Consider the following 21891-nt stretch of genomic DNA (forward strand, 5'->3'; position numbering starts at 1 on the left):
TCCGCCATCCTCGCTGGTCAGACGCGTGGAGCCGATGGTGGTCGACACCATCGGCTCCACGAGAGAACAGTTGTTCGAGCATTCCAGGCCGCGTGGGGCCCGCCGGCCGGTCGTCCGCCCCCGGTCGTCCGGTCTCCCGGTCGCCCGGGGGCGGACGCGGGGTCAGTGGTGGTACTCGCCGCAGTTGACGTCGAGGCAGTGGCCGGTGACGGCGCGCGCCAGGTCGGAGGCCAGGAAGACCACCACGTCGGCGGTCTCCTCCGGGGTCTGCAGGCGGCGCAGGTCCATGTCGGCGGCCACCTCCTGGTAGCCCTCCTCCAGCGTCAGGCCGCGCATCTCCGCGAGCCCGCCGATGAAGTCCTTGACCTTGTCGGTCCACATCGGGCCGGGGGCCACGGTGTTCACCCGGATCCCCTCCGGGCCCAGCTCGGTGGAGAGCATCTGGGCCGCCGCGAGCAGCCCCGACTTGGCGATCTTGTAGGCGCCGCAGGCCCGCTTGGAGTGCCGCAGGACCGAGGAGTTGACCATGACGATCGACCCGCGGCTGTCCCGCAGGGCCGGGGTGAAGAGCTTCGACAGCCGCAGCGCCGCGTAGACGGTCACCTCCATGCCGAGGCGGACGTCGTCCAGGTCGGTGTCCCGGAGCTCGGTGTGCGGCGGCTCCACGAGCGCGTTGTTGATCAGGGTGTCGACCCGGCCGAACTCGCCGAGCGCGGCGGCGACCAGCGCCTCGGCGGCGGCCGGATCGGTGATGTCGGTGGGCACCGCCAGCGCCCGGCGCCCGGTCTCCTCGACGGCCTTGGCCACCTCGTCGAGGTACGACGCGGTGCGCGCCGCGAGCACGACGTCGGCCCCGGCCTCGGCGCACCGCACGGCGAGCGTCCGGCCGAGACCGGCCCCCACGCCCGACACGACGACGACCTTGTCTCGGAGCAACTCCGGAACCTTCATGTGTTTCGTCCTCTCGATAACAGAGCGCCCGGGAACCGGGCGCACGGACTACCGAAGGGCAAGGAGGAGCCCGGGGGCCGCGCGGCCCCCGGGCGTCCCGGTCAGGCGGAAGCACCCTCGCTGAAGACGATCGGACGGACCTCGATGCCGAGACCCTCGACAGCGGCGTCCGGGATCATCGCGGCGACCTCGTGGGCCCGCTCCAGGTCCTTGACCTCGATGATGTAGGTACCACCCACGTATTCCTTGGCCTCGGCGTACGGACCGTCGGTCACCGCCGGCACGCCGCCGCGAACGCGGACCACGGAGCTCTGGTCCGGGCCGGCCAGGGCCAGGGTGCCGACGAACTCGCCGGTGGCCTTGATCTTCTCCATGAACGCGCCGTGGCCCTGGAAGACCGCGTTGCGCTCCTCCTCCGGCAGCGCGGCCAGGACGTCGGCGTTCGGGTACATCATGATCAGGTACTTCATCGTTCCGCTCCTTGCGACGTGAGGCGCCCGGTGGGGCCTTCACCTAGTTGTCGGCGCCGATCCGCCGATCTCGACATCCTCGCGAAAAACTTTTTCCCGGACCAGCGGGACGGCCGGTCGGCCGCCTCACCTCGCCGGGACGCCGAAGGCCGAGGGCGGTACGGGGCGCCGAGCGGCACGCAGCACGCGCAGCAGCGTCCGAGGGTGCATCAGGGACTGCGGGGAGGCCACCAGTCCGGCGATCCGCACCAGTGCGTCGGTCACCCGGGGGTCGTGCACCGCCGCCCGCTGGGCCAGCGCGACGTACCGGTTGACCAGGGTGGTCTGCGCCGACCGCCGGCCCTTGACGCCCGGGTAGCCCAGGTCGGACACCGCGCCGGAGGACCACGGGGCGCGGATCTGGCGCGCGACGTCGCGGAAGAAGGCCTGCGGGCGCGGCAGCCGCCGCCCCGCGGTGTGCCGCCGCAGCACCAGCGCCTGCAGCGAGGCCGAGGTCATGCCCTGGGCGTAGGCGGGGTTGAAGCTGCAGACCGCGTCGCCCATGACCAGCAGTCCGGCGGGGAAGCGCTCCAGCCGGTGGTAGTCCCGCCGGACGCTGGCCGGGAAGCGGAACCGCAGCGGTTCGTCGAGGGGTTCGGCATCGCGGATCGCCTCGTGGATCTCGGGGACGGGCAGCGACTTGACGAAGGCGTGGAACCCCTCCGGGTCGGTGGGCGGGTGGTCGCCCAGGAGCCCGGTCACCGACAGCTCGACCCGGTTGTCATCGCCGGGCACCCGGTAGAAGAACGCTCCGCGCGGGTGCGAGGGCGTGGCGGCCGGGATGATGGCGATCTCGTCGCCGAACGGGTCCTTCTCCAGGCGGTAGTGACGGGTGGTGTACGCCAGGTCGATCTCGATCCGCTCCTCGGGCGGTGCCTGGTACCCGAGGTCCGCCAGCCAGAGCGGGGTCCGCGAGCCGCGGCCGGTGGTGTCGACCACCAGGTGCGCGGAGAGCGTCCGCTCCTCGGCCCCGGGGGTGCGCTGCTGCACCCTGACCCCGGTGACCCGGCGTCCGGCGGCGTCGGCCACCGGGGCGATGACGTCGTGCTCCTCCAGGAACTCGACCTGCGGCAGCACCCGGACCCGCTCGCGCAGGTGGTGTTCGAGCACCGGCCGGGTGGCGGGCACGGACGGCAGGCCGGTGCGCGCGGGGCGCAGCCGCAGCCCGTTGAAGTACCAGCGGATGTCGGCGCTGAAGTCACCGGGCCGCACCCCCGCGGCGATCAACTCGTCGGTGAGGCCCGGGAACAGCTGCTCCATGATCTGGTGGCCGCGGGCGACCAGCCCGTGGGCGTGGTTGCCGTGCGGGACGCCGCGGCGCGGACCGCGGACCCCGAGGATCCTGTCGCGTTCGACGACGACGACCCTGGGGTAGGACTCGGAGAGCACCCTGGCCGCCAGCAGGCCCGCAATGCTTCCGCCGAGAACCACGGCAGTTTCGTCGGTACGGGTGCCCATGAAGGTCCCCTCTCTCGGATTCCGGACGGGTACGGCGGTCAGTTCCCGGCCGGGCGGAACTGGCCGGGGGTGCGGCCCGCGCCGGCGGGGCCGCGGTAGGCCTGGGCGAGGCCGAGCCAGGCGTCGGCCTCCTTGCCCTCGGCGGTCAGGGCGAGGTCGTCGCGGTGCCGGCGCCTGGTCACCAGGAGGCAGAAGTCGAGGGCGGGGCCGCTGATCCGCTGGTCCGCGTCGGTGGGGCCGAACTCCCAGCGGGCGCCGGACGGGCCGGTGATCTCGAAGCGGAACTCGCTGTCGGGCGTGGCGAGTCCGCGCGCCTGGTAGCCGAAGTCCCAGGTGCGGACGGCGAATTCGACCAGGTAGCGGAGCCGGTCGGTGGGCTCGCGGTGCACCCCGAAGGTGTCGGCGATGTCCTGGCCGTGGCCGAACAGCTCCATCATGCCGGCGGCGGCCAGCACCGGCGCCGGCAGCGGGCGGACCAGCCACGGCACCGGCTGCCCCGCCGGGACGGCCGCCAGCGCCCGCTCGGCCGTCCTGCGCTCGGCGTTCCAGCGGTCCAGCAGGATCTTCGGCGTGCCGGACGCCAGGTAGGGCTTGAGGGACTGCTGCACCGCGCCGTCGAAGTCCTGCCCGACGCCGGCGACCAGCGCCTTGAACGCCTCGGGGTCGGCCGCGGCCGTGCCCGCCAGCTTGAAGGTGGCCGCGAGGTGGGCGATCTGGTGGGCGACGGTCCAGCCGGGCGCCGGCGTGGGCCGCTCCCAGTCGGCGTCCGGGAGGTTCGCCACCAGGGCTTCGACGGCGTCGCCGTCGGCCGCCAGTGCGGAGATCACGTCCTGCGAGTCGGCCATGCCGCTTCCTTCCATCGGGGGTCCGGGATGCCGACGCCGTCTCGACGCGCGGTGCGCGGCGTCGGATCGGGGGCCTGCCCAGTATCGGCCGGATCCGGAACGGCGGGCTTCTCTGCTCGTGCTGTCCGCCCGCGCCCCTGCTCCGGGGCCCTCCACGCGCCCGGAGCTCCACCGAAGACGGCCGACCCGCCGCTCGACGGATGCGTCGATCGGCGGGCCGGACAGGGGAATTGACGGAGCGTCAGGTCGTCAGTCGGCGACCGGTTCGAGCGTGGCCACGGCGAGCCGGTGCCGGCGGCTGATGTACCAGGCGGCCGCACCGCACAGCAGGGCGAGGGCGGAGACCGCCACCAGGACGGCGGAGGCCGAGGACACCAGGCTCGCCAGCAGCAGCGGTCCCATCAGGCCGCCCAGCCGGTTGAACAGGGAGACCCAGCCGGTGGTCCGGCCGCGCCGTTCCGGCTCCGCCAGGTCGGCCGCGATCGGGAGGAAGATCGCCGCCATCGAGTTCACCGAGAACAGCGCCGCCACCAGCGCGCCCGCGGCGATCCAGCCCACCTCGGCCACCGCTCCGCTGGCCGTGAGCGCCAGCAGCAGCACGGCGGTGGCGGTGGCCAGGCCCGCCGCCATGGTGGTCGGGCCGAAGCGGCGGTAGCCCAGCATCAGCAGCAGGGCGCACGGGATCATCGCGATCGCCGCGACGGTGAGCATCAGGTTCGCGGTCTTCACCGGCACCCCGCCGATCCTGGCCAGGCTCGGCACCCAGGTGGTGAGACCGAAGGTGAGCAGCCCGATCAGGGTGGCGAAGGCGCGCTGCAGGCCGTGGGTGAGCGCCATGGAGGACCGGGGCAGGTGCCGGGCGACCGGTGCACCCGCGGCCACCGGGGCGGGGGCGGACGTGCGGTTGGGGACGAAGGGGGTGAGCAGGGCGAGCGCGGCGCCGGTGGGGGCGCCGATCAGCCAGAGGACGCGCCAGCCGAACACCGGCTCCAGCCAGAGCGCCGAGCCGGCCGCGATCAGGTAGCCGACCGCGGTGGCGACCACGGAGAGCGCCACCACCACCGATCCGCGGACCTTTCCGCCGACGGTCTCGGTGAGCAGGGTGATCAGCAGCGGGGCGAGGCCGCCGACCGCCAGGCCCATCAGGCCGCACATCACCAGGTTGCCCTCGAAGGAGGGCATCGAGCCGCACATGCTGGTGGCGGTGAAGCCGAGGGTGGCTATCAGGTAGGAGCTGCGGCGGCCGATCCGGTCGGTGAGCACGCCGAACAGCAGCGCCCCGGCGGCCGTGCCGGTCAGCCCGCAGACCGCCAGCAGGGAGGCCGTCCGGGGGTCGAGCCCGTACTCGGTGCGCAGCCCGGGGATGACGAAGCCCAGGGTGGAGGTCTTGCTGATGTCGATGGTGAGGGCGGCGGTGCCGATGACGGCGATCAGCAGCCGGCCGCCGCGGCCCGTCCGGGCGTCGTCCGCGTCGGCCTTCGGCCGCCCGCGCAGGGCGGCGCCGGCCACCACGAGCAGCAGTCCGGCGAGGGCGGTGAACATCTCCGGCATGTCCGACAGCGCCATGCCGTGCAGCTTCCGGTCGTCGTCGCCGACCGGCATGTGGTCCATCGACGTCCCGGAGCCCATCGGCATTCCGGGGTCCATCGGCATCGACGGGTCCATGGCGAAGGAGTGGTAGAAGGCCACTGCGGAGGAGACCAGCACGACCAGGCTGCCCAGCGAGAGGAGCAGCCTGGCGCCGGTGGCGCGGCCGGGGGCGGTGGTGGACAAGGGGCGACCTCCGTTGACCGAGGGGGTGGATTGATCGCGCGACGGTCCGTCAAGATAGCGTCTCCGGCCGCCTGTTGACCCCCGAAAGTCGCGCCGGGTGACTGGAAAGTTATGCTCGGCGCCGCGCGGGCCGCTTCTCGCATTGTGCGGGAATCCGAGGGTTGTGGGCGCGAACCCCCCTGGGATAACGGCCTTTTGCTTGACTGAGGGAATGAGTCCGCGTCACTCGGATCCCGGTGCCCGCCCGGCGCTGGTGGACATCGCCGCCCGCTTGCTGGCGGAGGAAGGGCCGCAGGCGCTGTCCGCCCGCCGTATCGCGAGCGAGATCGGCATGTCCACGATGGCCCTGTACACCCACTTCAACGGAATGCGCGGGCTGGTGCGCGCCATGGTCCACGAAGGGTTCACCCGGCTCCAGCACTACTTCACCCTGGTGGAGTTCAGCGACGATCCGGTGAGCGACCTGGCGCTGCTGGGCCGCGCGTACCGGTGCAATGCGCTCGCCAACCCCCACCTGTACGCGGTGATGTTCGGGGGTTCCTCACTGGCCGGCTTCTCCCTGGGCGAGGAGGACCGGCAATACGGCCGTTACACGCTGGCGGGCGTGTCCGAGTGCGCCGCCCGCTGCATCGAGTCGGGCCGGTTCCGGGCGGAGGACGCCGATCTGGTGGCGCACCAGATGTGGTCGGCGGTGCACGGCCTGGTCGTCCTGGAGCTCGGCGGCTACCTGACCGAGCCCTGGGACGCCGACCGCCTGCTGGAGGCGCAGCTGGTGGGGCTGATGGTCGCCGTCGGGGACACCCGGGAGGCCGCCGTCGGGTCGGTGACGGCCTCCGCGGATCGGCTGTGGGAGGAGGTGGATCCGGTGGCCGCCGAGGAGGACTGAGACCCGGCCGTCACACCGGCCCATTCCGCCCCACCTTTCCCATCCACATCGTCCACGCACCCCCCTCCGGCGCATCTCTTCAATTGCTGCAGTATTTCAAACACATACCGGCCAGTATTCAACGCCCGACTTTGCCGAATGAGAGCAACCGGAAACCGTTGAACTTGTCATGTGCACCTGCTACGGTCATCAGTCGTTATCGCGTCGACACGTTGTGTCACCGCCGCTTTACAGAAGGGAGAGGCGAAACCTCGCGCGCTCCGGTTGGCCAAGGGACCCCCCTTCAGCCGCGTTCCAGGACGCAATACCGGAGCGGAGTTTCCGTCGTCCACCGGTACTGCGAGAATCTGGAGCAGCCTTGAAGCCAGCAATCGAAGAGGCCGTGGCCCGTGCCATCGAGGTCATGCACGAGAACATCGGTGAATTGCTGACCATTGACGACATCGCACAAGCGGCCATCTACAGCAAATTCCACTTCTCCCGGGAATTCCAACGGGTGACCGGGGTCTCGCCGCGACGATTCCTGTCCGCCATTCGCATCGACGCCGCCAAACGCCTGCTGATCGAGACGGACCTGACCGTGACCGAGATCAGCCACCGCGTCGGCTACAACAGCGTCGGCACCTTCAGCTCACGGTTCGCCAGCAGCGTCGGCACCTCGCCCACGATGTTCCGCCAGTTACGCGGCTTCACCACCAGCATCGAACTCGACAAGCGGCGCTGGAGCCGGCCGACGGACCTCGCCACCGTCCGCGGTGAGGTCCGGGCGCCCGTCGCCGAGGAACTCGGCCGCGTCTTCGTCGGACTCTTCCGCACCCGCATCCCGGAGGGCCGGCCGGCCGCCTGCGCCGTCCTCCCCCGCCCAGGCGCCTTCCACCTCGAACACGTTCCGCCGGGGACCTGGTACCTCCTCGCGCACTCCGTCCCCGCCTCCTTCGACGAGGTCCTCACCGGCGAGGTCTCCGTCGGCTCCGTCGGCCCCATCGAGATCCGGCCGAACGTCCCGCTCGACCCGCTCGAACTGCGCCTGCGCCCGGTGCACGCCCTCGACCCGCCGGTCCTGCTCGCCCTGCTGGACGTCCGGGCGGCGGCCTTCGTCAGGAACACCAAGCTCCCCAAGGCCAGTTGAGCCGCTTCCCGGCCCCCGACCGGGACCAGGTCCGACCCCGGGTCCTCGCACCCGGAGCTCCGCTTCCCCCGCCCCCGCCCCCCGCCGACCACGAACGAGCGGCGGCCGGCTGCTGCCGACCGCCGCTTCCGGGCCCCCTGCGTACGGGCGTTCAGGCCCGCCGTGCCATCCGGACGTTCAGGCCCGCCGTCGCACCGCGATGACCGCCGCGCCCAGCACACAGGCGACGGCCGCGGTGACGTAGGCCAGGTGGTAGCCGCCGAGTTGGTCCTCACCGGTCGCCGCGACCAGGACCATCACCGCCACGCCCGCGCTGGCGCCGATCTGCTGCGTCACCACGTTCAGCGCCCCGGCGACGCCCTGCTGCTGCTCCGGGACGCCGGACAGGCCCGCGGAGGTCATCGAGGGGAAGTTCAGCCCCTGCCCGATGCCGCTGACCACCAGACCGGGCAGCACGTGCAGCAGGTAGCTGCCGTCCTGCGGCGTGCCCAGCCACAGCCCGGTGCCCACCCCGATCAGGACGAGCCCGACGGCCATCAGCGTCCGCGGCGAGTGCTTGGCCAGCAGCCGGCCGGTGGCGAAGTTGGCGGTGAGGAACACCGCCAGGGACATCGGCACCAGCGCCACACCCGACTCGAACGGCGAGTAGTGCAGCATCCCCTGCAGGTACAGCGGGGCGAAGAACAGCATCCCGACCGAGCCCATGTACTGGAGGAAGGCCGCCAGGCTCGCCTCCCGCACCGAGGTGATCCGGAACAGGCCGAGCGGCAGCACCGGGTCGGGGGTGCGGTGCTCGCGCACCACGAACAGCACCAGGGAGAGCACCGCGGCCGCGAGGACAGTCCACGCCGTCGCGCCGCTGCTGCTCACCCCGACGATCAGCAGGGTGAGGCCGAGCGTGCCGGTGATCGCGCCGGGCAGGTCCAGCCGACCGCGGTGGCCGGCGCCGTCGGGCAGTCCGATCCGGGTCGCGCCCAGCACGCCGAGCCCGAGCAGCACCGAGAACCAGAGCACCGAACGCCAGCCGAAGAACTCGGTCAGCACGCCGCCCAGCAGCACCCCGCCGCTGAAGCTCGCGGCGCCGACGGCCGCGTACACGCCGAAGGCCCGGTTGCGGGCCGGGCCGGCCGGGAAGGTGTCGGTGAGCAGCGCCAGCGCGGCCGGTCCCGAGAGGGCGGCGCCGACGCCCTGGACGGCGCGCGCCCCCAGCAGCGTCACGGTGTTCGGCGCCACCGCGCCGACCAGCGCGGACACCGTGAACAGGGCGACACCGACCTCGAACACCCGCCGCCGCCCCAGCACGTCGGCCAGGCGGCCGCCCACCAGCAGGAAGCCGGCGAAGGTGACGGCGTAGGCGGTCATCACCCACTGCAGCGCGGTCTCGTCCAGGTGGAAGCGCTCCCCGACGGACGGCAGGGCGGCGTTGAGCACGCCGAGGCCGCTCACGTCCAGGGCGAGCGCCCCGGCCAGGACGCCGAGGGCCAGTCCAGGCCGGCGGACCGCCCCGACCGCGGTGCCGGCGCCTGCGGTATCAGTGGTGTCGGTCATGCGGGCCTGCCGTCGGGTCCGCGGCCGGCGCGTGCCCGCCCGAGCTGGTCGCCGCGTCCGGGTAAGGAGCCGTCGGCCCCGACTGACGCCGTATCAAATTTGTCAACTGCCATGCGGACAGCTTGCATTGGACGATCGTCCGCTGTCCACTCCGTCCCGCGCTCCCGAACGGCACTGAGCGGTACCGTTTCAGGTGATCGAATCGGACACTTTGTCGATCAAATCGCGCCACTCCCGCACCCGGCCCGCGAAGTGCGCAATCCTGGAGTGGACGCACTCTCCGCCCCCCGGGGCGGATGAAAAGAACGGCGCTGCGAAATCCCCGCAGCGAGAATGCGCGACAGCTCCATCGGCAAGGCCGCACGCGCCGGTGAGAATTCCACAGTGAGCCCGCCTGTCCGCGATCGCTCAGGCCCCCTCGAAGCCCTCCGCCCTCGGCACCCACCACCGAGTCGCATGGTCAGCGCTTCGGGTCTTCCGTCCTGCCACGAGAGGAGCAGCGCCGCCTGATCGCGAGCCCGGCCGTGTCATGCGCAGGTCCAGTCCAATTCCCGGCCGAATCGCGCTGACCCCTGCTCATTGGCCATCCCCCCCTGTGCACGATCGGTTGCGAAGCTCCACCCGTCCATTCCATCCGCCCTGTGAGGGAGTCGCCATGCCCCAAGAACGCGCGGCGCGAGACATATCCGCCGTCACGGATTTCCTGCTATCACGTTTTGCCGAGCTGTTGGACCTCTCCGCGAACTCCGTGGACCGGTGGGCGCCGATGCACCGGTACGGGCTGGACTCCCTGAAGTCGGTGAACCTCGCGGCCTCGCTGTCCGAGTTCCTCGGCTGGCAGGTCCCGGCGACCTGGATGTGGCAGTACCCGACCGTCGACGGGCTGGCCCGGGCCCTGGTCGACGGACCGCGCGCCGCCGAACCCGCCCCGGCCGCCGCGCGCCGCACGCCCTCGCAGGAGCCCGTCGCGATCGTGGGCATCGGCTGCCGCTTCCCCGGCGGCCCGGACCCGTCCTCGTTCTGGCGGCTGCTGGTCGAGGGCGGCGACGCCGTCGGACCGGTGCCGGCCGCCCGCCGCGAACTGCTCAACGACCGGGTCCGCTGGGGCGGGTTCATCGACGGCATCGACCGCTTCGACCCGCTGTTCTTCGGCATCTCGCCCCGCGAGGCCGTCCAGATGGACCCGCAGCAGCGGCTGATCCTCGAGCTGTCCTGGGAGGCGCTGGAGGACGCGGGCATCGCGCCGCACAGCCTCGTCGGCAGCGACACCGGCGTGTTCATGGCCTCCTGTTGGGGCGACTACGCCGCCCTGGCGCACTACCGCGGCCCCGACAGCCAGATCACCCCGCACACCGCGACCGGCATGCACGACGGCATCATCGCCAACCGCGTCTCCTACGTCCTCGGCCTGCAGGGCCCGAGCATGGCCATCGACTCCGCCTGCGCCGGATCGCTGGTCTCGGTGCACGTCGGCTGCCAGTCGATCTGGCTGGGCGAGAGCGACCTCGTCCTGGCCGGCGGTGTGAACCTGAGCTTCGTCTCGGACTACTACACCGCCATGGACGCGATGGGCGCGCTCGCCCCGGACGGCCGCTGCAAGTCCTTCGACGCCCGGGCCAACGGCTACGTCCGCGGCGAGGGCGCCGGCGTGGTGGTGCTCGCCCCGCTGAGCGTGGCGCTGGAGCGCGACCTGCCGGTGTACTGCCTGATCAAGGGCAGCTCCTCCAACAACGACGGCCTGAGCAACGGCATGACGGCCCCGAACCCGCAGGCGCAGGAGAAGATGCTCCGCACCGCCTACCAGCGGGCCGGGATGGCGCCGCACCTGGTGGACTACATCGAGTGCCACGGCTCCGCGACCCCGCTCGGCGACCCGATCGAGGCCAACGCCATCGGCGCCGTCCTGGGCGGCGGCGACCGCGCGGAGCCGCTGCGGCTCGGCTCGGTGAAGTCCAACGTCGGCCACCTGGAGGCGGCCGCCGGCATCGTCGGCCTGGTCAAGCTCGCGATGTCGATGCGCAACGGCGTGCTGCCGCCGAGCCTCCACTACAGCGCGCCGAACCCGCAGATCCTGTTCGACGAGTACAACCTCACCGTCCAGGACCGGTTGGCGCCCTGGCCGCGGCGCTCCGACGCCCGCCGCGGCGGGGTCAGCTCGTTCGGGTTCGGCGGCTCGATCTGCCACCTCGCCGTCGAGGAACTGCCGCGCCCCGAGGCCTCGTTGCTGCTGCTGGCCGCGGACTCCCGCGAGGCGCTGGCCGAGCGGGCCCTGGCGCTGCGCGGCGAGACCGACCTGCGCGCGCTCTGCCGCCGGACGCCCGGCGACGGCCGGTTCCGGCTCGCCGCCACCGCCCGCGACATGGCCGAACTCCGGAGCAGCCTCGACGCCTTCGGCAGCGACGCGCAGGCCCCCGGACTGAGCGTCGGGCAGAGCGCCGGACGCAGGCCGCGGGTGGCCTTCCTGTTCTCCGGCAACGGCTCCCAGTGGGTCGGCATGGGCCGCCAACTGCTGGCCGGCCAGCCGGTGTTCCGCAGGTCCCTGATGAAGTCCGACAAGCGGATGCGGGAGCTGCTCGGCTTCTCCCCGGTCGAGCAGCTGCTGGCCGCCGACGGCCGGCTGGACGACATGGACGTCTTCCAGCCGCTGCTGTTCTCGCTGCAGGTCGCGCTGGCCGACACCTGGCGCTCGCTCGGCGTGGAGCCGGACGTCGTGGTGGGGCAGAGCGTCGGCGAGTTCGCCGCCTCCCACATCGCCGGCGCCCTCGACTTCGAGGACGCCTCCCGGCTGGCCGCCCACCACGGCCGTCTCCTCCAGCTGCTGGCCGTGGGCCGCGGCGAGGGCATCGTGGTGATGACCCCGGCGGACGAGGTCCGGCCGTACCTGACCGGCGGGCTCACCCTCTCCGGCCGCAACGGCCTGAGCTCCACCCTGGTCACCGGCACCCCGCAGGAGATCGACGACCTCGTCCAGCGGCTGACCGAGGCGGGCGTCACCAACCACCGGGTGCGGATGGGCCACGCCCCGCACTCGCCGCTGGTCGACCACGTCCTCGCCCCGCTGAAGGTCGAGCTCGACGGCCTCCGGCCCCGGAGCACCCGGATCCCGATGATCTCCACCGTCACCGGCGACCTGGTCGACGGCGCGGAGCTCGGGCCGGACTACTGGGCGGACAACCTGCGCCGGGAGATCCGGGTGGTCGACGCCCTGACCAAGCTGCGCGACCACGAGGTCGACGCGGTGGTCGAGCTCAGCCCGCACCCGCTGCTGCTCAAGTCGGTGTCGGAGATCCTGCCGGCCGCCACCACCCTGCCCTCGCTGCGGCGCGGCGCCGACGAGGCCGCCACCCTGCTCGGCTCGCTCGGCGCCCTCTACACCGCCGGCCTGCCCGTCGCGACCCACCCGTTCCTGGCCGGCGACCGGGGCCGCCACGTCGCGCCGAGCCCGGGCGACGCCGCGGCCGACGGGCCGCTGCACCTGGTGCCCGTCACCGCCCGTACCGCGGAGGCGCTGACCGACACCTGCCGCGAACTGTCCAACCACGTCGAGCGCGACCCGGGCCTGCGGGTCTCCGACCTCGCCTACACCCTCGCCGCCCGGCGCACCCACCACGGCCACCGGATCGCACTGTTCGCCCGCACCCGGCAGGACGTCCTGGACGGGCTCGCCCGGGTCGCCGCCGGGCAGCCGCACCCCGACGTCGTCACGGGCACGGTCTCCGGCAACGCCGACCGGCGGGTGGCGCTGGTGTTCTCCGGCGGCGGCACCCAGTGGGTCGGCATGGGCCGCGAACTGCTGCGCTCGCACGCCGGGTTCCGCACCTGGATGCAGGCCTGCGACACCGCCGTACGGGCAGCCGGCGGCTTCTCGGTGCTGGAGCACCTCGCCGCGCCGGCCGAGCAGGCCCGGTACGAGGAGATGGACTTCCAGCAGCCCGTGCTGTTCGCCCTCCAGGTCTCGCTGGCGAAGGTCTGGCTCGACCTCGGCATCGAGCCGGCCGCCGTGGTCGGGCACAGCCTGGGCGAGGTCGCGGCCGCCTGCGTGGCCGGCTCGCTCTCGCTGGAGGACGCCGCCCGCGTCGTGGTCGCCCGCTCGCACCTGCTGGAGCGCAAGGCCGCCGAGGGCGCCATGATCTCGGTCGACCTGCCGGAGGCGGAGCTGCTGCCGCGGCTGGCCCCGTACGCCGAGCACGCCGCCGTCGCCGTGGTCAACAGCCCCACCAGCGCGGCGGTCTCCGGCTCGCCCGAGGCCGTCGACGCCCTGGAGGCGGACCTGAGGCGGGACGGGATCTCGGTGCGGCGGATCCGGGTCGAACGGCCGGTGCACAGCCCCGGCATGGACCCGCTGATCGAGCCGCTGCGCGCGGCCGTCGACGGCATCACCCCGCTGGCGCCGACCGTCCCGTTCCACTCCACGGCGCTGGCCGACACGGTGAACCCGGTCGCCGACGTCGACTACTGGGTGCACAACCTGCGCAACCAGGTCCGGTTCGCCGAGACCATCGGCGCGCTGGTCGACCGGGGCGTCACCACCTTCGTCGAGATCGGCCCGCACGAGACGCTGCGCGGCGCGGTCGAGGAGATCGGGCTGTCCCGCGGTGTCCAGGTGCACGCCGTCAACTCGCTGCGGCGCGAGGAGAGCGACGTCCGCTGCCTGCTGGCCGCCGCCGCCTCGCTGTACGTCCGGGGCGTGCCGCTGACCTTCGACCCGCTCTTCGCCGACGACGTCGAGGTGGTGGAGACCCCGCTGGTCCAGTGGCAGAAGGAGCGCTACTGGATCGACACCGAGCCCCGCCCCGCCCTCGCGCCGGCCCCGGCCGCCGAGACCCTCGCTGTGGCCGCTGTGGCCGCCGCGGCCGCACCGGTCGAGGCGCGGCCGGTGGCGGCCCCGGCGGCAGCGGCGGAGCGCCCGGTGGCGGAGGTCGTCCTCGCCGAACTCGCCGACGCGCTGGGCGTGCCGGAGAGCCGCTTCGACGCGGCCGCCGGCCTGCGCGACTTCGGCCTCGACTCGATGCTGGCGATCCGCCTGGTCAACCGGATGCAGGCGGTGCTCGGGCACCGGGTCTCGCCGGTGGTGTTCCTGGACGGGCGCTCGATCGCCGAGGTGGTCGACCACTTCGTCGGGCTCGCCGGCGGACCGGCCGCGCCCCCGGCGCCCCAGGCCCCCGCGGCACCCCGGGCCCAGGCCCCGGCCCAGGTCCAGGCCCAAGCCCCGGCCCAGGCCCCGGCGCCCGGGACGAAGCCCGAGCCGGCCCGGTCGTTCCTGGCGGACCTGTCCGAACTGGACGCCGAGGAACTGGTCGAGGAGCTCGACGCGCGCGGGCTCCTGGAGGCCACCGACGCACCGGCCCTGGAGCAGCTGCGGGCCGGCGGCCTCGGCCTGGAGGTGGCCCCGGCCTCGCACGGCCAGGCCTCGCTCTGGTTCATGCAGATGGTCGCGCCGGACGCCGTGCCGTACAACTTCATGGTGACCGCCCGGATCCGGGCCGAGGTCGACGAGGACGCCCTGGAGCGCGCCGTCCGGGCCGTGCTGGACCGCCACCCCGCGCTGCGCACCGTCTTCGTGGAGGCGGGCGGCAGCCCGTACCAGGTCATCCTCGACGAGCCGGTGTACGAGTTCCTGGTGGTGGACACCGCCGACCTGGACGACGAGCAGGCCCGCGAGGAACTGGCCCAGTACGGCCACGAGCCGCTCGACATGGACAACGGCCCGCTGGTGCGGATCGTCCTGATGCGGCGCGGGCCGGCCGACCACTACCTGCTGGTGCTCGTCCACCACATCGCCTCGGACGCGGCCTCGGCCGACGTCATGATCCGCGAACTCCAGGAGTTCTACGAGGGCGCCGACCCAGCCGGCCGCGCGCCGGTCGCCCCGTACACCGAGTTCGTCGAGTGGGAGCGGCAGTGGCTGGCCGGGCCGGCCGCCGAGGCCGCGCTGGACTGGTGGTCGGAGAAGCTCGCCGACCCGCCCGCCCACCTCGACCTCTCCAGCAAGGAGCGGCCGCCGGGCGTCACCTACGAGGGCCGCGACATCGCGTTCCGCTGGAGCGCCGAGGAGACCCGCCTGCTGCGGGAGTTCGCGGTGCGCGAGGGCGTGTCGGTCTCCACCGTCGTGCTGGCCGGGTTCTTCGCCACGCTCAACCGCGCGGCCGGGACGGAGGACTCGGTGCTGGCCACCGCGATCGCCCAACGGGCCGAGCCCGGCTGGGAGTCCGCCATCGGCTACTACCTCAACACCGTGCTGGTGCGGGCGAACCCGGCGGGCCGGCGCAGCTTCCGCGAGCTGCTGCGCGAGGTGCACGCCTTCTCGCTCGGCCTGCTGGAGCACATGAACTACCCGCTCGACCTGCTGGCCTCCCAGCTGAAGCCGCCGCGGGCCGAGGGCCGCTCCCCCTGGTTCGACGTGGTGGTGAACTGGCTGTCCTCGGACGCGTTCCCCCGCTCCGTGAAGCTCTTCCACGGCGTCGGCAAGACCCTCACCCCGGACGGCGCGCTGCCGCTCGAACCGCTCCAGGTGCGCCGGCACCTCGCCAAGTTCGACCTGGAGATCTCGATGGCGGACATCGACGGCAGGGTGGCCGGCCACGTCCAGTTCAAACCGAGCTACCTGGAAAGGCAGACCGTGACGGCCCTGCTCGCGCTGTACCGCACCGTGCTCTTCGACTCGATCGCCCGACCCGACCAGGCTCTCGACGACATCGCGTCGACCGGCCTCCCCAAGGAGACGGAGCAATGACCGAAACCCTGCACTCCGAGTTCATCGCCCAGGCCGTCAAGAACCCCGACGCGACCGCCGTCTACTCCGACGCCGGCGTCCTGACCTACGGCGAGCTGAACGAGCGGTCCCGGGCGCTGGCCGAGCGGCTCGCCGCCGACGGCGCGGGCCCCGGCGTCCCGGTCGGCATCTGCGTCGAGCGCACCCCCGACCTGCTGGTCGCGATCCTGGCGGCGCTGCGCGCCGGGTCCTGCTACCTGCCGCTGGACCCGAACTACCCCGCCGACCGGCTGGCCTTCATGGTCCAGGACAGCGGGACCCGGCTGCTGCTCACCACGCCCGCGTCCCGGGCCAGTTGCCCGCCCGGGACGACGGTGGTCGTGCTGGGCGAGACGGTGACCACCGAGCCCGGCGGGAAGCCGGTGCCGGTCGTGCCCGAGGACACCGCGTACGTCATCTACACCTCGGGCTCCACCGGCAAGCCCAAGGGCGTCGCCGTCCGGCAGTCCGGCGCCGTGGCGATGCTCGCCGAGATGGACCGGGTGCTGGAGGGCTGCGACCTGAGCGGCGTCTCGGCGGCCAGCTCGGTCTGCTTCGACCTCTCCGTGATGGAGATCTTCAACGCGCTCTGCCGCGGCGGCGCCGTCGTGCTGGTCGAGAGCGCCGTGCACCTGCCGGAGAACCGGTACGTGGACCGGATCACCCACCTGTCCGTCGTCCCGTCGGTCATGAACGGCCTGCTCGACGCCGGCGCACTGCCCCCGAACGTGCGCTCGATCGTGTTCGGCGGCGAGGCGCTGCGCCGCAAGCTGGTGGACCGGGCCTACCGGGAGACCGGCGCCACCCGGGTGTTCAACGCCTACGGCCCCACCGAGGGCACCGTCTTCTGCTCCTTCGGGCTGGTGCCCGAGGACGGCACCGACGAGCCGACCATCGGCCCGCCGACCACCACCGACCTGGTCTACGTGCTCGACGCGGACCTGCGGCCGCTGCCGGCCGGCGAGGCGGGCGAGCTCTACCTCGGCGGCGTCGGCCTCGCGCACGGCTACGTCAACCGGCCGCGCACCACCGCCGAGCGGTTCCTGCCGGACCCGTTCCGCAGCGGCGAGCGGATGTACCGCACCGGGGACGTGGTCCGGTTCACCGAGGACGGCGAGCTCCAGTTCCTCGGCCGCTCCGACCACCAGGTCAAGCTCCGCGGCTACCGGATCGAGCTGGAGGAGGTCGAGGCGCGGCTGACCGCCTGCCCCGAGGTCCGGGAGGCGGCCGCCGCCGTCCGGGGCAACCGGCTGGTCGGCTACGTCGTGCCCGCCGGCGACGGCGCGCCGCAGGCCGGCCCCCGGCTCGACCCCGCGCTGCAGAGCGCCGTCACCGGCCGGCTCGCCGTCGAACTGCCCGACTACATGGTGCCCGCGACCCTGGTGTTCCTGGACGCCCTCCCGCTGGGCCCGGGCGGCAAGCTCGACCGCAACGCGCTGCCCGAGCCGCCGGCCGCCGAGACCGACGGGCCGCTGACCGCCGCCAGCACGCCGACCGAGGTGGCGCTGTCGGAGATCTGGGGCCAGTTGCTCGACCTCGAACCGTCGGGCATCGACGTGCAGTCCGCCTTCTACGACCTCGGCGGCGACTCGCTGCTGCTGGTCCGCCTCGCCCGGCTGATGACCCGCCGCTTCGACCGCCGCGTCCGGGTGCCCGACCTCTTCAGCTTCCGCGACATCGCCTCCCTCGCCCGCTGGCTCGACGACGAGAGCGGCGCCACCCCCGAGGTCGTCCAGTCGGCCCGCCAGCGCGCCGGCGCCCGCCGTGCCGCGCTGCGCGGCCGCGGCACCGCCGGCCGCTGAGCCACCCCCCTCCCCTCGAACCGAAGCAGGAGCTCACCATGACCGACAGCCCCGAGCAGGAGTACGACCCGGGTGACGTGGCCGTCATCGGCATGTCCCTGCGGGCACCGGGAGCCCGCACCAAGGAGCAGTTCTGGGACGTCCTCGTCAACGGCCGGGAGACGGTGTCCTTCCTGGCCAAGGACGACATCCAGGTCGACGAGACGCTGATCCACAGCCCGTTCTACGTCCGGGCCTGCGGCGTGCTCGACACGTACGACAAGTTCGACCCGTCGGTGTTCGGGATCAGCGACCGGATGGCGGCCGCGATGACCCCGGAGAACCGGCTGTTCCTGGAGAGCGCCTGGGAGACGCTGGAGGACGGCGGCTACGACCCGGACCGGCTCAAGGCCGAGATCGGCATGTACGGCGCCAACAACCCGCAGACCGCCGCGCTCTACAGCTCCCCGCCGGACCGGGTGTCGGTCGGCCCCGAGGCGATCGAGGCCAGCCTGGCCTGGTCGCCGGACACCATGACCTCCAACGCGCTCTACTACATGGGGCTCACCGGCGAGGCCGTCACCGTCGCCGCCGTCTGCGCGGGCTTCCACTACGCGGTGCACCTGGCCTGTCAGTCGCTGCTGCTCGGCCAGAGCGACATGGCGATCGCCGGCGGCTCGATGGTGCGCCTGCCGCACCCGCGCGGCCACCTGTGGGAGGAGAACCGCATCCTGTCGAAGGACGGCCACTGCCGCCCCTTCGACGCCAACGGCACCGGCACCGCGCTGTCCAGCGGCGTCGTCACCGTGCTGCTGAAGCCGCTCGGCCGGGCCGTCGCCGACCGCGACCACGTCTACGCGGTGGTCCGGGGCTCGGCCGTCAACAACAACGGCGTCAGCGCGATGGCGTACGGCCTGGCCCAGCCCGAGCGGCTGAGCGCCTGCATCGCCGCCGCCATGGAGGTGGGCGGCGTCACCCCGGACACCGTCTCGATGTACGAGGCCAACGGCCTGGGCCTGCCGATGACGGACGAGCTCGAAGTGCACGCGGCGACCATGGCGTTCGGCAAGCAGACCGCGACCACCTCGATCGGCGGGGTCAAGGGCAACGTGGGCCACGGCGGCGTGGTGTCCGGCGGCTTCGGCGCGGTCAAGGCCGCGCTGGCGCTGTACCACAAGACGCTCCCGGCCACGATCAACCTGACCGAGGTCAACCAGGACCTCGACTTCCCCAGCACCCCGTTCGTGCCGCAGATCGAGGGCGCGGCCTGGGAGCCGGAGGCCGGCATCCGCCGCGCGGGCATCACCTCGATCGGCGGCGGCGGCTACAACGCCCACCTGGTGCTGGAGGAGGCGCCGGAGCCCGCCGAGCGCGCCGCCGAGCAGGGCCGGCCGCGGCTGGCGACGCTGTCCGCGCTGGACGACGACGCGCTGGGCCGTCAGCGCACCCGCCTGAAGGAGTGGCTGGAGGCCCGTCCCGACCTGCGCCTGGACGACATCTGCTTCACCCTCAACCTCGGCCGCAAGGTGATGCCCCGCCGCTGGGCCGCCGTGGTCCGCAGCCGCGAGGAGCTGATCGCGGCGCTCGCCGACGACGCCCGCGGCCCGGCCACCACGACCGCCGCCGCCCCGCGGACGGACCCGGGCTCCTTCACCCGCAACGACCACGGGATCGTGCCCGCCGGCCGGGACGAGCGGGCGCTGTCCGACCTGGCCGCCGCCTGGGTGACCGGCCAGCAGGTCGACTTCGACGCCCTGCACCTCGGGGAGGCCAGCCGCCGGGTGCCGCTGCCCACCTACCCGTTCCAGCCCCGCCGGTTCTGGCGGACGGACTGGTGACCATGACCACACCGGCACTGGACGCCCTGGACCTGGGCGACCCGGCCACCTTCGCGGACCACGACCTCGACGGGTTCTGGCGCACCCTGCGGGACACCGCGCCGATGCACTGGAACCCGCCGGTCGGCGGCCGCCGGGGGTTCTGGGTGCTCTCCCGCTACGACGACATCATGGCCACCTACCGGGACAACGTGAACTTCACGTCCCAGCGCGGCAACGTGCTCGTCACCCTCCTGGAGGGCGGCGACGCCGGGGCCGGCCGGATGCTGGCCGTCACCGACGGGCCCCGGCACCTGGAGCTGCGCAAGATCCTCCAGCGGGTGCTCTCGCCGCGGGTGCTCGACCAGGTCGCGCGGACCGTCCGGGTCAACACCCGGCTGTGGATCCGCGAGGCGGTCGAGTCCGGCGGCTGCGACTTCGCCGAGCAGATCGCCAGCCGGATCCCGATGACCACGATCTCCAACCTGCTCGGGGTGCCCGAGCGGGACCGGGACTACCTGCTCAGCCTGACCAAGACCGCGCTGTCGGCGGACGACGAGGACGTCGACGAGGTCGACTCCGAGATGGCCCGCAACGAGATCCTGATGTACTTCATGGACATCGTCGAGGAGCGGCGCGAGTCGCCGGGCGACGACGTGATCAGCATGCTGATCGGCAGCGCCATCGACGGGGTGCCGCTGTCCGACGAGGACGTCGTGCTCAACTGCTACAGCCTGATCATCGGCGGCGACGAGACCAGCCGGCTGACGATGATCGACTGCGTCCGCACGCTGGCGTCCCAGCCCGAGCAGTGGCGGCGGCTCAAGCACGGCGAGGTCGCGGTCGAGACCGCGGTGGACGAGGTGCTGCGCTGGGCGTCGCCCACCATGCACTTCGGGCGCAGCGTCGAGCGGGAGACCGAGCTGCACGGCGTACGGCTGTGGCCGGGCGACATCGTCACGCTCTGGCACGCCTCCGGGAACCGGGACGAACGGGTCTTCGCCCGGCCCGGGGAGTTCGACCTCGGCCGCACCCCCAACAAGCACCTGGCCTTCGGCTACGGCCCGCACTTCTGCGTCGGCTCGTACCTGGCCAAGGTGGAGATCGCCGAACTGCTCAAGGCCCTGCGGGACTTCACCCTCGGGTTCGAGCAGACCGAGGAGGCGCTGCGCATCCGCTCCAACTTCCTGACCGGCTTCTCCACCATGCCGGTGCGCTTCGAACCCGACCACTCCGGACTGAAAGAGGCCGACCGATGAGCGGCAACCCCTTCGACGGCGGGGAGGGCGACTGGCTGGTCGTCGTGAACGCCGCCGAGCAGTACGCGCTGTGGCGGCCCCACCTGGCCGTACCGGACGGCTGGCGGACCGTCCACTCCTGCCCGGACCGCGACGGCGCCCTCGACTACGTCGAGCGGCACTTCACCACCGCGGTGGGGACGCCGGCCACCTGACGCCGACCACCAGCCGACCAGCGACCGCGGGAGTGCGGATGAACATCTACATGTCGGGACAAGGGGCGTTCGCGGTGCAGGTCGCGGAAGCCCTCCTGGACAACGGGCACAAGATCGTCGGCGCGGCCGCGCCCCGGCTGCGCAAGGGAAAGTCCGACGAGAGCGACGCGATGGCCTGGGACCGGCTGCGGGCCTGGGCGTTCCCCCGGGACATCCCGTGGACGGACTCGGCCGAACTGCGCGCGATGCACATCCCGGACGGGGTGGACGTCATCGTCGCCGCGCACTCGCACGCCTTCCTCGGCCGTCAGACCCGGGCCAGGGCCGCCGTCGCCACCATCGGGTACCACCCCAGCCTGCTGCCGCTGCACCGCGGCCGGGACGCGATCCGGTGGACCATCCGGGACGGCGACAAGGTGACGGGCGGGAGCGTCTACCACCTCACCGAGCGCACCGACGGCGGGCCGCTCGCCGCCCAGGAGCACCTGCTGGTGCCCCCGGGCTCGACCGCGCAGAGCCTGTGGCGCGACCACCTGGCCCCGCTCGGCGTCCGGCTGCTGGTGAAGGTGGTCGCCGACCTCGCCGCGGACCGGCGGATCGAGGTGCCCCAGGACGAGAAGCTGGCGACCTGGGAGCCCGCGATGGACACCCAGCCGCTGTTCAAGCCGGAACTCATCGCCCTGCCCGGCACCGCCCGGGTCACCAGCGACCGGCGGGCGCTGCACGAGGGCTGAGCACGGTGCACCGCCTCGACAACTGAATCGTTTCGACCGACTCCGCAGGTGTCCCCGGGTGTTCGCACTCCGGGGGCACCTGCGCGCGTTCCGGCAGGTCACGCCGCCCGGCGTGGGCGAAGCCGGGTCAACAGCTGAGATGAACGGCTCGGGCACGGCCGTTCACACCACTTGACGCGCCGTCACCGGACCGCGCAGACTCGCCCCACGGCATCAGCTGATGTGAATCGATCGATCACTCTCGTTCACACCAGCT

Annotated in this window: 14 protein-coding genes; 8 read left to right on the forward strand and 6 right to left on the reverse strand. The window is 72.8% G+C overall.

Features of this window, described 5'->3' with window-relative positions; all coding sequences use genetic code 11:
• Positions 1 to 162 precede the first annotated feature (162 nt).
• From ABZW03_RS02170 to ABZW03_RS02190, 5 genes are all read right to left on the reverse strand, one after another.
• Positions 163 to 936 carry an SDR family oxidoreductase gene (locus ABZW03_RS02170; protein WP_355250782.1) on the reverse strand — a complete coding sequence of 258 codons (774 nt, stop codon included), beginning with the start codon at positions 934 to 936 and terminating at the stop codon, positions 163 to 165.
• A gap of 116 nt (positions 937 to 1052) precedes the next feature.
• Positions 1053 to 1421: a YciI family protein gene (locus ABZW03_RS02175; RefSeq protein WP_355250785.1), complete on the reverse strand. Its 369-nt coding sequence runs from the start codon at positions 1419 to 1421 to the stop codon at positions 1053 to 1055.
• 126 nt (positions 1422 to 1547) lie between these two features.
• Entirely contained in the window at positions 1548 to 2918 is a 1371-nt protein-coding gene (locus tag ABZW03_RS02180) for an FAD-dependent oxidoreductase (RefSeq protein ID WP_355250787.1), read from the reverse strand.
• Positions 2919 to 2956: 38 nt separating this feature from the next.
• Complete coding sequence (locus ABZW03_RS02185) at positions 2957 to 3763, reverse strand: TIGR03084 family metal-binding protein (RefSeq protein WP_355250790.1); 807 nt, start codon at positions 3761 to 3763, stop codon at positions 2957 to 2959.
• A gap of 249 nt (positions 3764 to 4012) precedes the next feature.
• A complete protein-coding gene (locus ABZW03_RS02190; RefSeq protein ID WP_355250793.1) occupies positions 4013 to 5536 on the reverse strand; it encodes an MFS transporter in 1524 nt (507 codons plus the stop codon).
• Between the two features lie 211 nt (positions 5537 to 5747).
• Between ABZW03_RS02190 and ABZW03_RS02195 the strand changes: the two genes are divergently transcribed.
• Together ABZW03_RS02195 and ABZW03_RS02200 are read left to right on the forward strand one after the other, a co-directional pair.
• A complete protein-coding gene (locus ABZW03_RS02195; protein ID WP_355250796.1) occupies positions 5748 to 6422 on the forward strand; it encodes a TetR/AcrR family transcriptional regulator in 675 nt (224 codons plus the stop codon).
• 403 nt (positions 6423 to 6825) lie between these two features.
• Entirely contained in the window at positions 6826 to 7551 is a 726-nt protein-coding gene (locus ABZW03_RS02200) for a helix-turn-helix transcriptional regulator (protein ID WP_355250799.1), read from the forward strand.
• 177 nt (positions 7552 to 7728) lie between these two features.
• Here the strand turns inward: ABZW03_RS02200 and ABZW03_RS02205 are convergent, their stop codons facing one another.
• Positions 7729 to 9099, reverse strand: a complete 1371-nt coding sequence (locus tag ABZW03_RS02205; RefSeq protein ID WP_355250802.1) for an MFS transporter — start codon at positions 9097 to 9099, stop codon at positions 7729 to 7731.
• 655 nt (positions 9100 to 9754) lie between these two features.
• Between ABZW03_RS02205 and ABZW03_RS02210 the strand changes: the two genes are divergently transcribed.
• The 6 genes from ABZW03_RS02210 to ABZW03_RS02235 are packed head-to-tail and all read left to right on the forward strand — an operon-like array spanning position 9755 to position 21635.
• Positions 9755 to 15832 (forward strand): acyltransferase domain-containing protein, encoded by a 6078-nt coding sequence (locus ABZW03_RS02210; RefSeq protein ID WP_355250805.1) that lies wholly within the window; start codon positions 9755 to 9757, stop codon positions 15830 to 15832.
• On the forward strand, positions 15829 to 17652 hold the full coding sequence (locus ABZW03_RS02215) for a non-ribosomal peptide synthetase (protein ID WP_355250807.1): 1824 nt from the start codon (positions 15829 to 15831) through the stop codon (positions 17650 to 17652). Before ABZW03_RS02210 ends, ABZW03_RS02215 begins: the two co-directional genes overlap by 4 nt.
• Before the next feature lie 38 nt (positions 17653 to 17690).
• Positions 17691 to 19469, forward strand: a complete 1779-nt coding sequence (locus ABZW03_RS02220) for a type I polyketide synthase (protein ID WP_355250810.1) — start codon at positions 17691 to 17693, stop codon at positions 19467 to 19469.
• Positions 19466 to 20707, forward strand: coding sequence for a cytochrome P450 (locus ABZW03_RS02225; protein WP_355250814.1), 1242 nt, complete (start codon positions 19466 to 19468; stop codon positions 20705 to 20707). The genes ABZW03_RS02220 and ABZW03_RS02225 overlap by 4 nt, the downstream gene beginning before the upstream one ends.
• On the forward strand, positions 20704 to 20901 hold the full coding sequence (locus ABZW03_RS02230) for an MbtH family protein (protein ID WP_355250816.1): 198 nt from the start codon (positions 20704 to 20706) through the stop codon (positions 20899 to 20901). The genes ABZW03_RS02225 and ABZW03_RS02230 overlap by 4 nt, the downstream gene beginning before the upstream one ends.
• Before the next feature lie 38 nt (positions 20902 to 20939).
• Positions 20940 to 21635 (forward strand): formyltransferase family protein, encoded by a 696-nt coding sequence (locus ABZW03_RS02235; RefSeq protein WP_355250818.1) that lies wholly within the window; start codon positions 20940 to 20942, stop codon positions 21633 to 21635.
• Positions 21636 to 21891: the final 256 nt, after the last annotated feature.

Origin of the sequence: Kitasatospora sp. NPDC004799 (assembly GCF_040609095.1) — a bacterium.
Classification (GTDB): domain Bacteria; phylum Actinomycetota; class Actinomycetes; order Streptomycetales; family Streptomycetaceae; genus Kitasatospora.

Excerpts from the sequence above, each read along its gene's own strand:
- ABZW03_RS02175 (WP_355250785.1), bottom strand. The coding sequence starts at position 1,421 with ATGAAGTACCTGATCATGATGTACCCGAACGCCGACGTCCTGGCCGCG.
- ABZW03_RS02180 (WP_355250787.1), bottom strand. The coding sequence starts at position 2,918 with ATGGGCACCCGTACCGACGAAACTGCCGTGGTTCTCGGCGGAAGCATT.
- ABZW03_RS02185 (WP_355250790.1), bottom strand. The coding sequence starts at position 3,763 with ATGGCCGACTCGCAGGACGTGATCTCCGCACTGGCGGCCGACGGCGAC.
- ABZW03_RS02195 (WP_355250796.1), top strand. The coding sequence starts at position 5,748 with ATGAGTCCGCGTCACTCGGATCCCGGTGCCCGCCCGGCGCTGGTGGAC.
- ABZW03_RS02200 (WP_355250799.1), top strand. The coding sequence starts at position 6,826 with ATGCACGAGAACATCGGTGAATTGCTGACCATTGACGACATCGCACAA.
- ABZW03_RS02205 (WP_355250802.1), bottom strand. The coding sequence starts at position 9,099 with ATGACCGACACCACTGATACCGCAGGCGCCGGCACCGCGGTCGGGGCG.
- ABZW03_RS02210 (WP_355250805.1), top strand. The coding sequence starts at position 9,755 with ATGCCCCAAGAACGCGCGGCGCGAGACATATCCGCCGTCACGGATTTC.
- ABZW03_RS02215 (WP_355250807.1), top strand. The coding sequence starts at position 15,829 with ATGACCGAAACCCTGCACTCCGAGTTCATCGCCCAGGCCGTCAAGAAC.
- ABZW03_RS02220 (WP_355250810.1), top strand. The coding sequence starts at position 17,691 with ATGACCGACAGCCCCGAGCAGGAGTACGACCCGGGTGACGTGGCCGTC.
- ABZW03_RS02230 (WP_355250816.1), top strand. The coding sequence starts at position 20,704 with ATGAGCGGCAACCCCTTCGACGGCGGGGAGGGCGACTGGCTGGTCGTC.
- ABZW03_RS02235 (WP_355250818.1), top strand. The coding sequence starts at position 20,940 with ATGAACATCTACATGTCGGGACAAGGGGCGTTCGCGGTGCAGGTCGCG.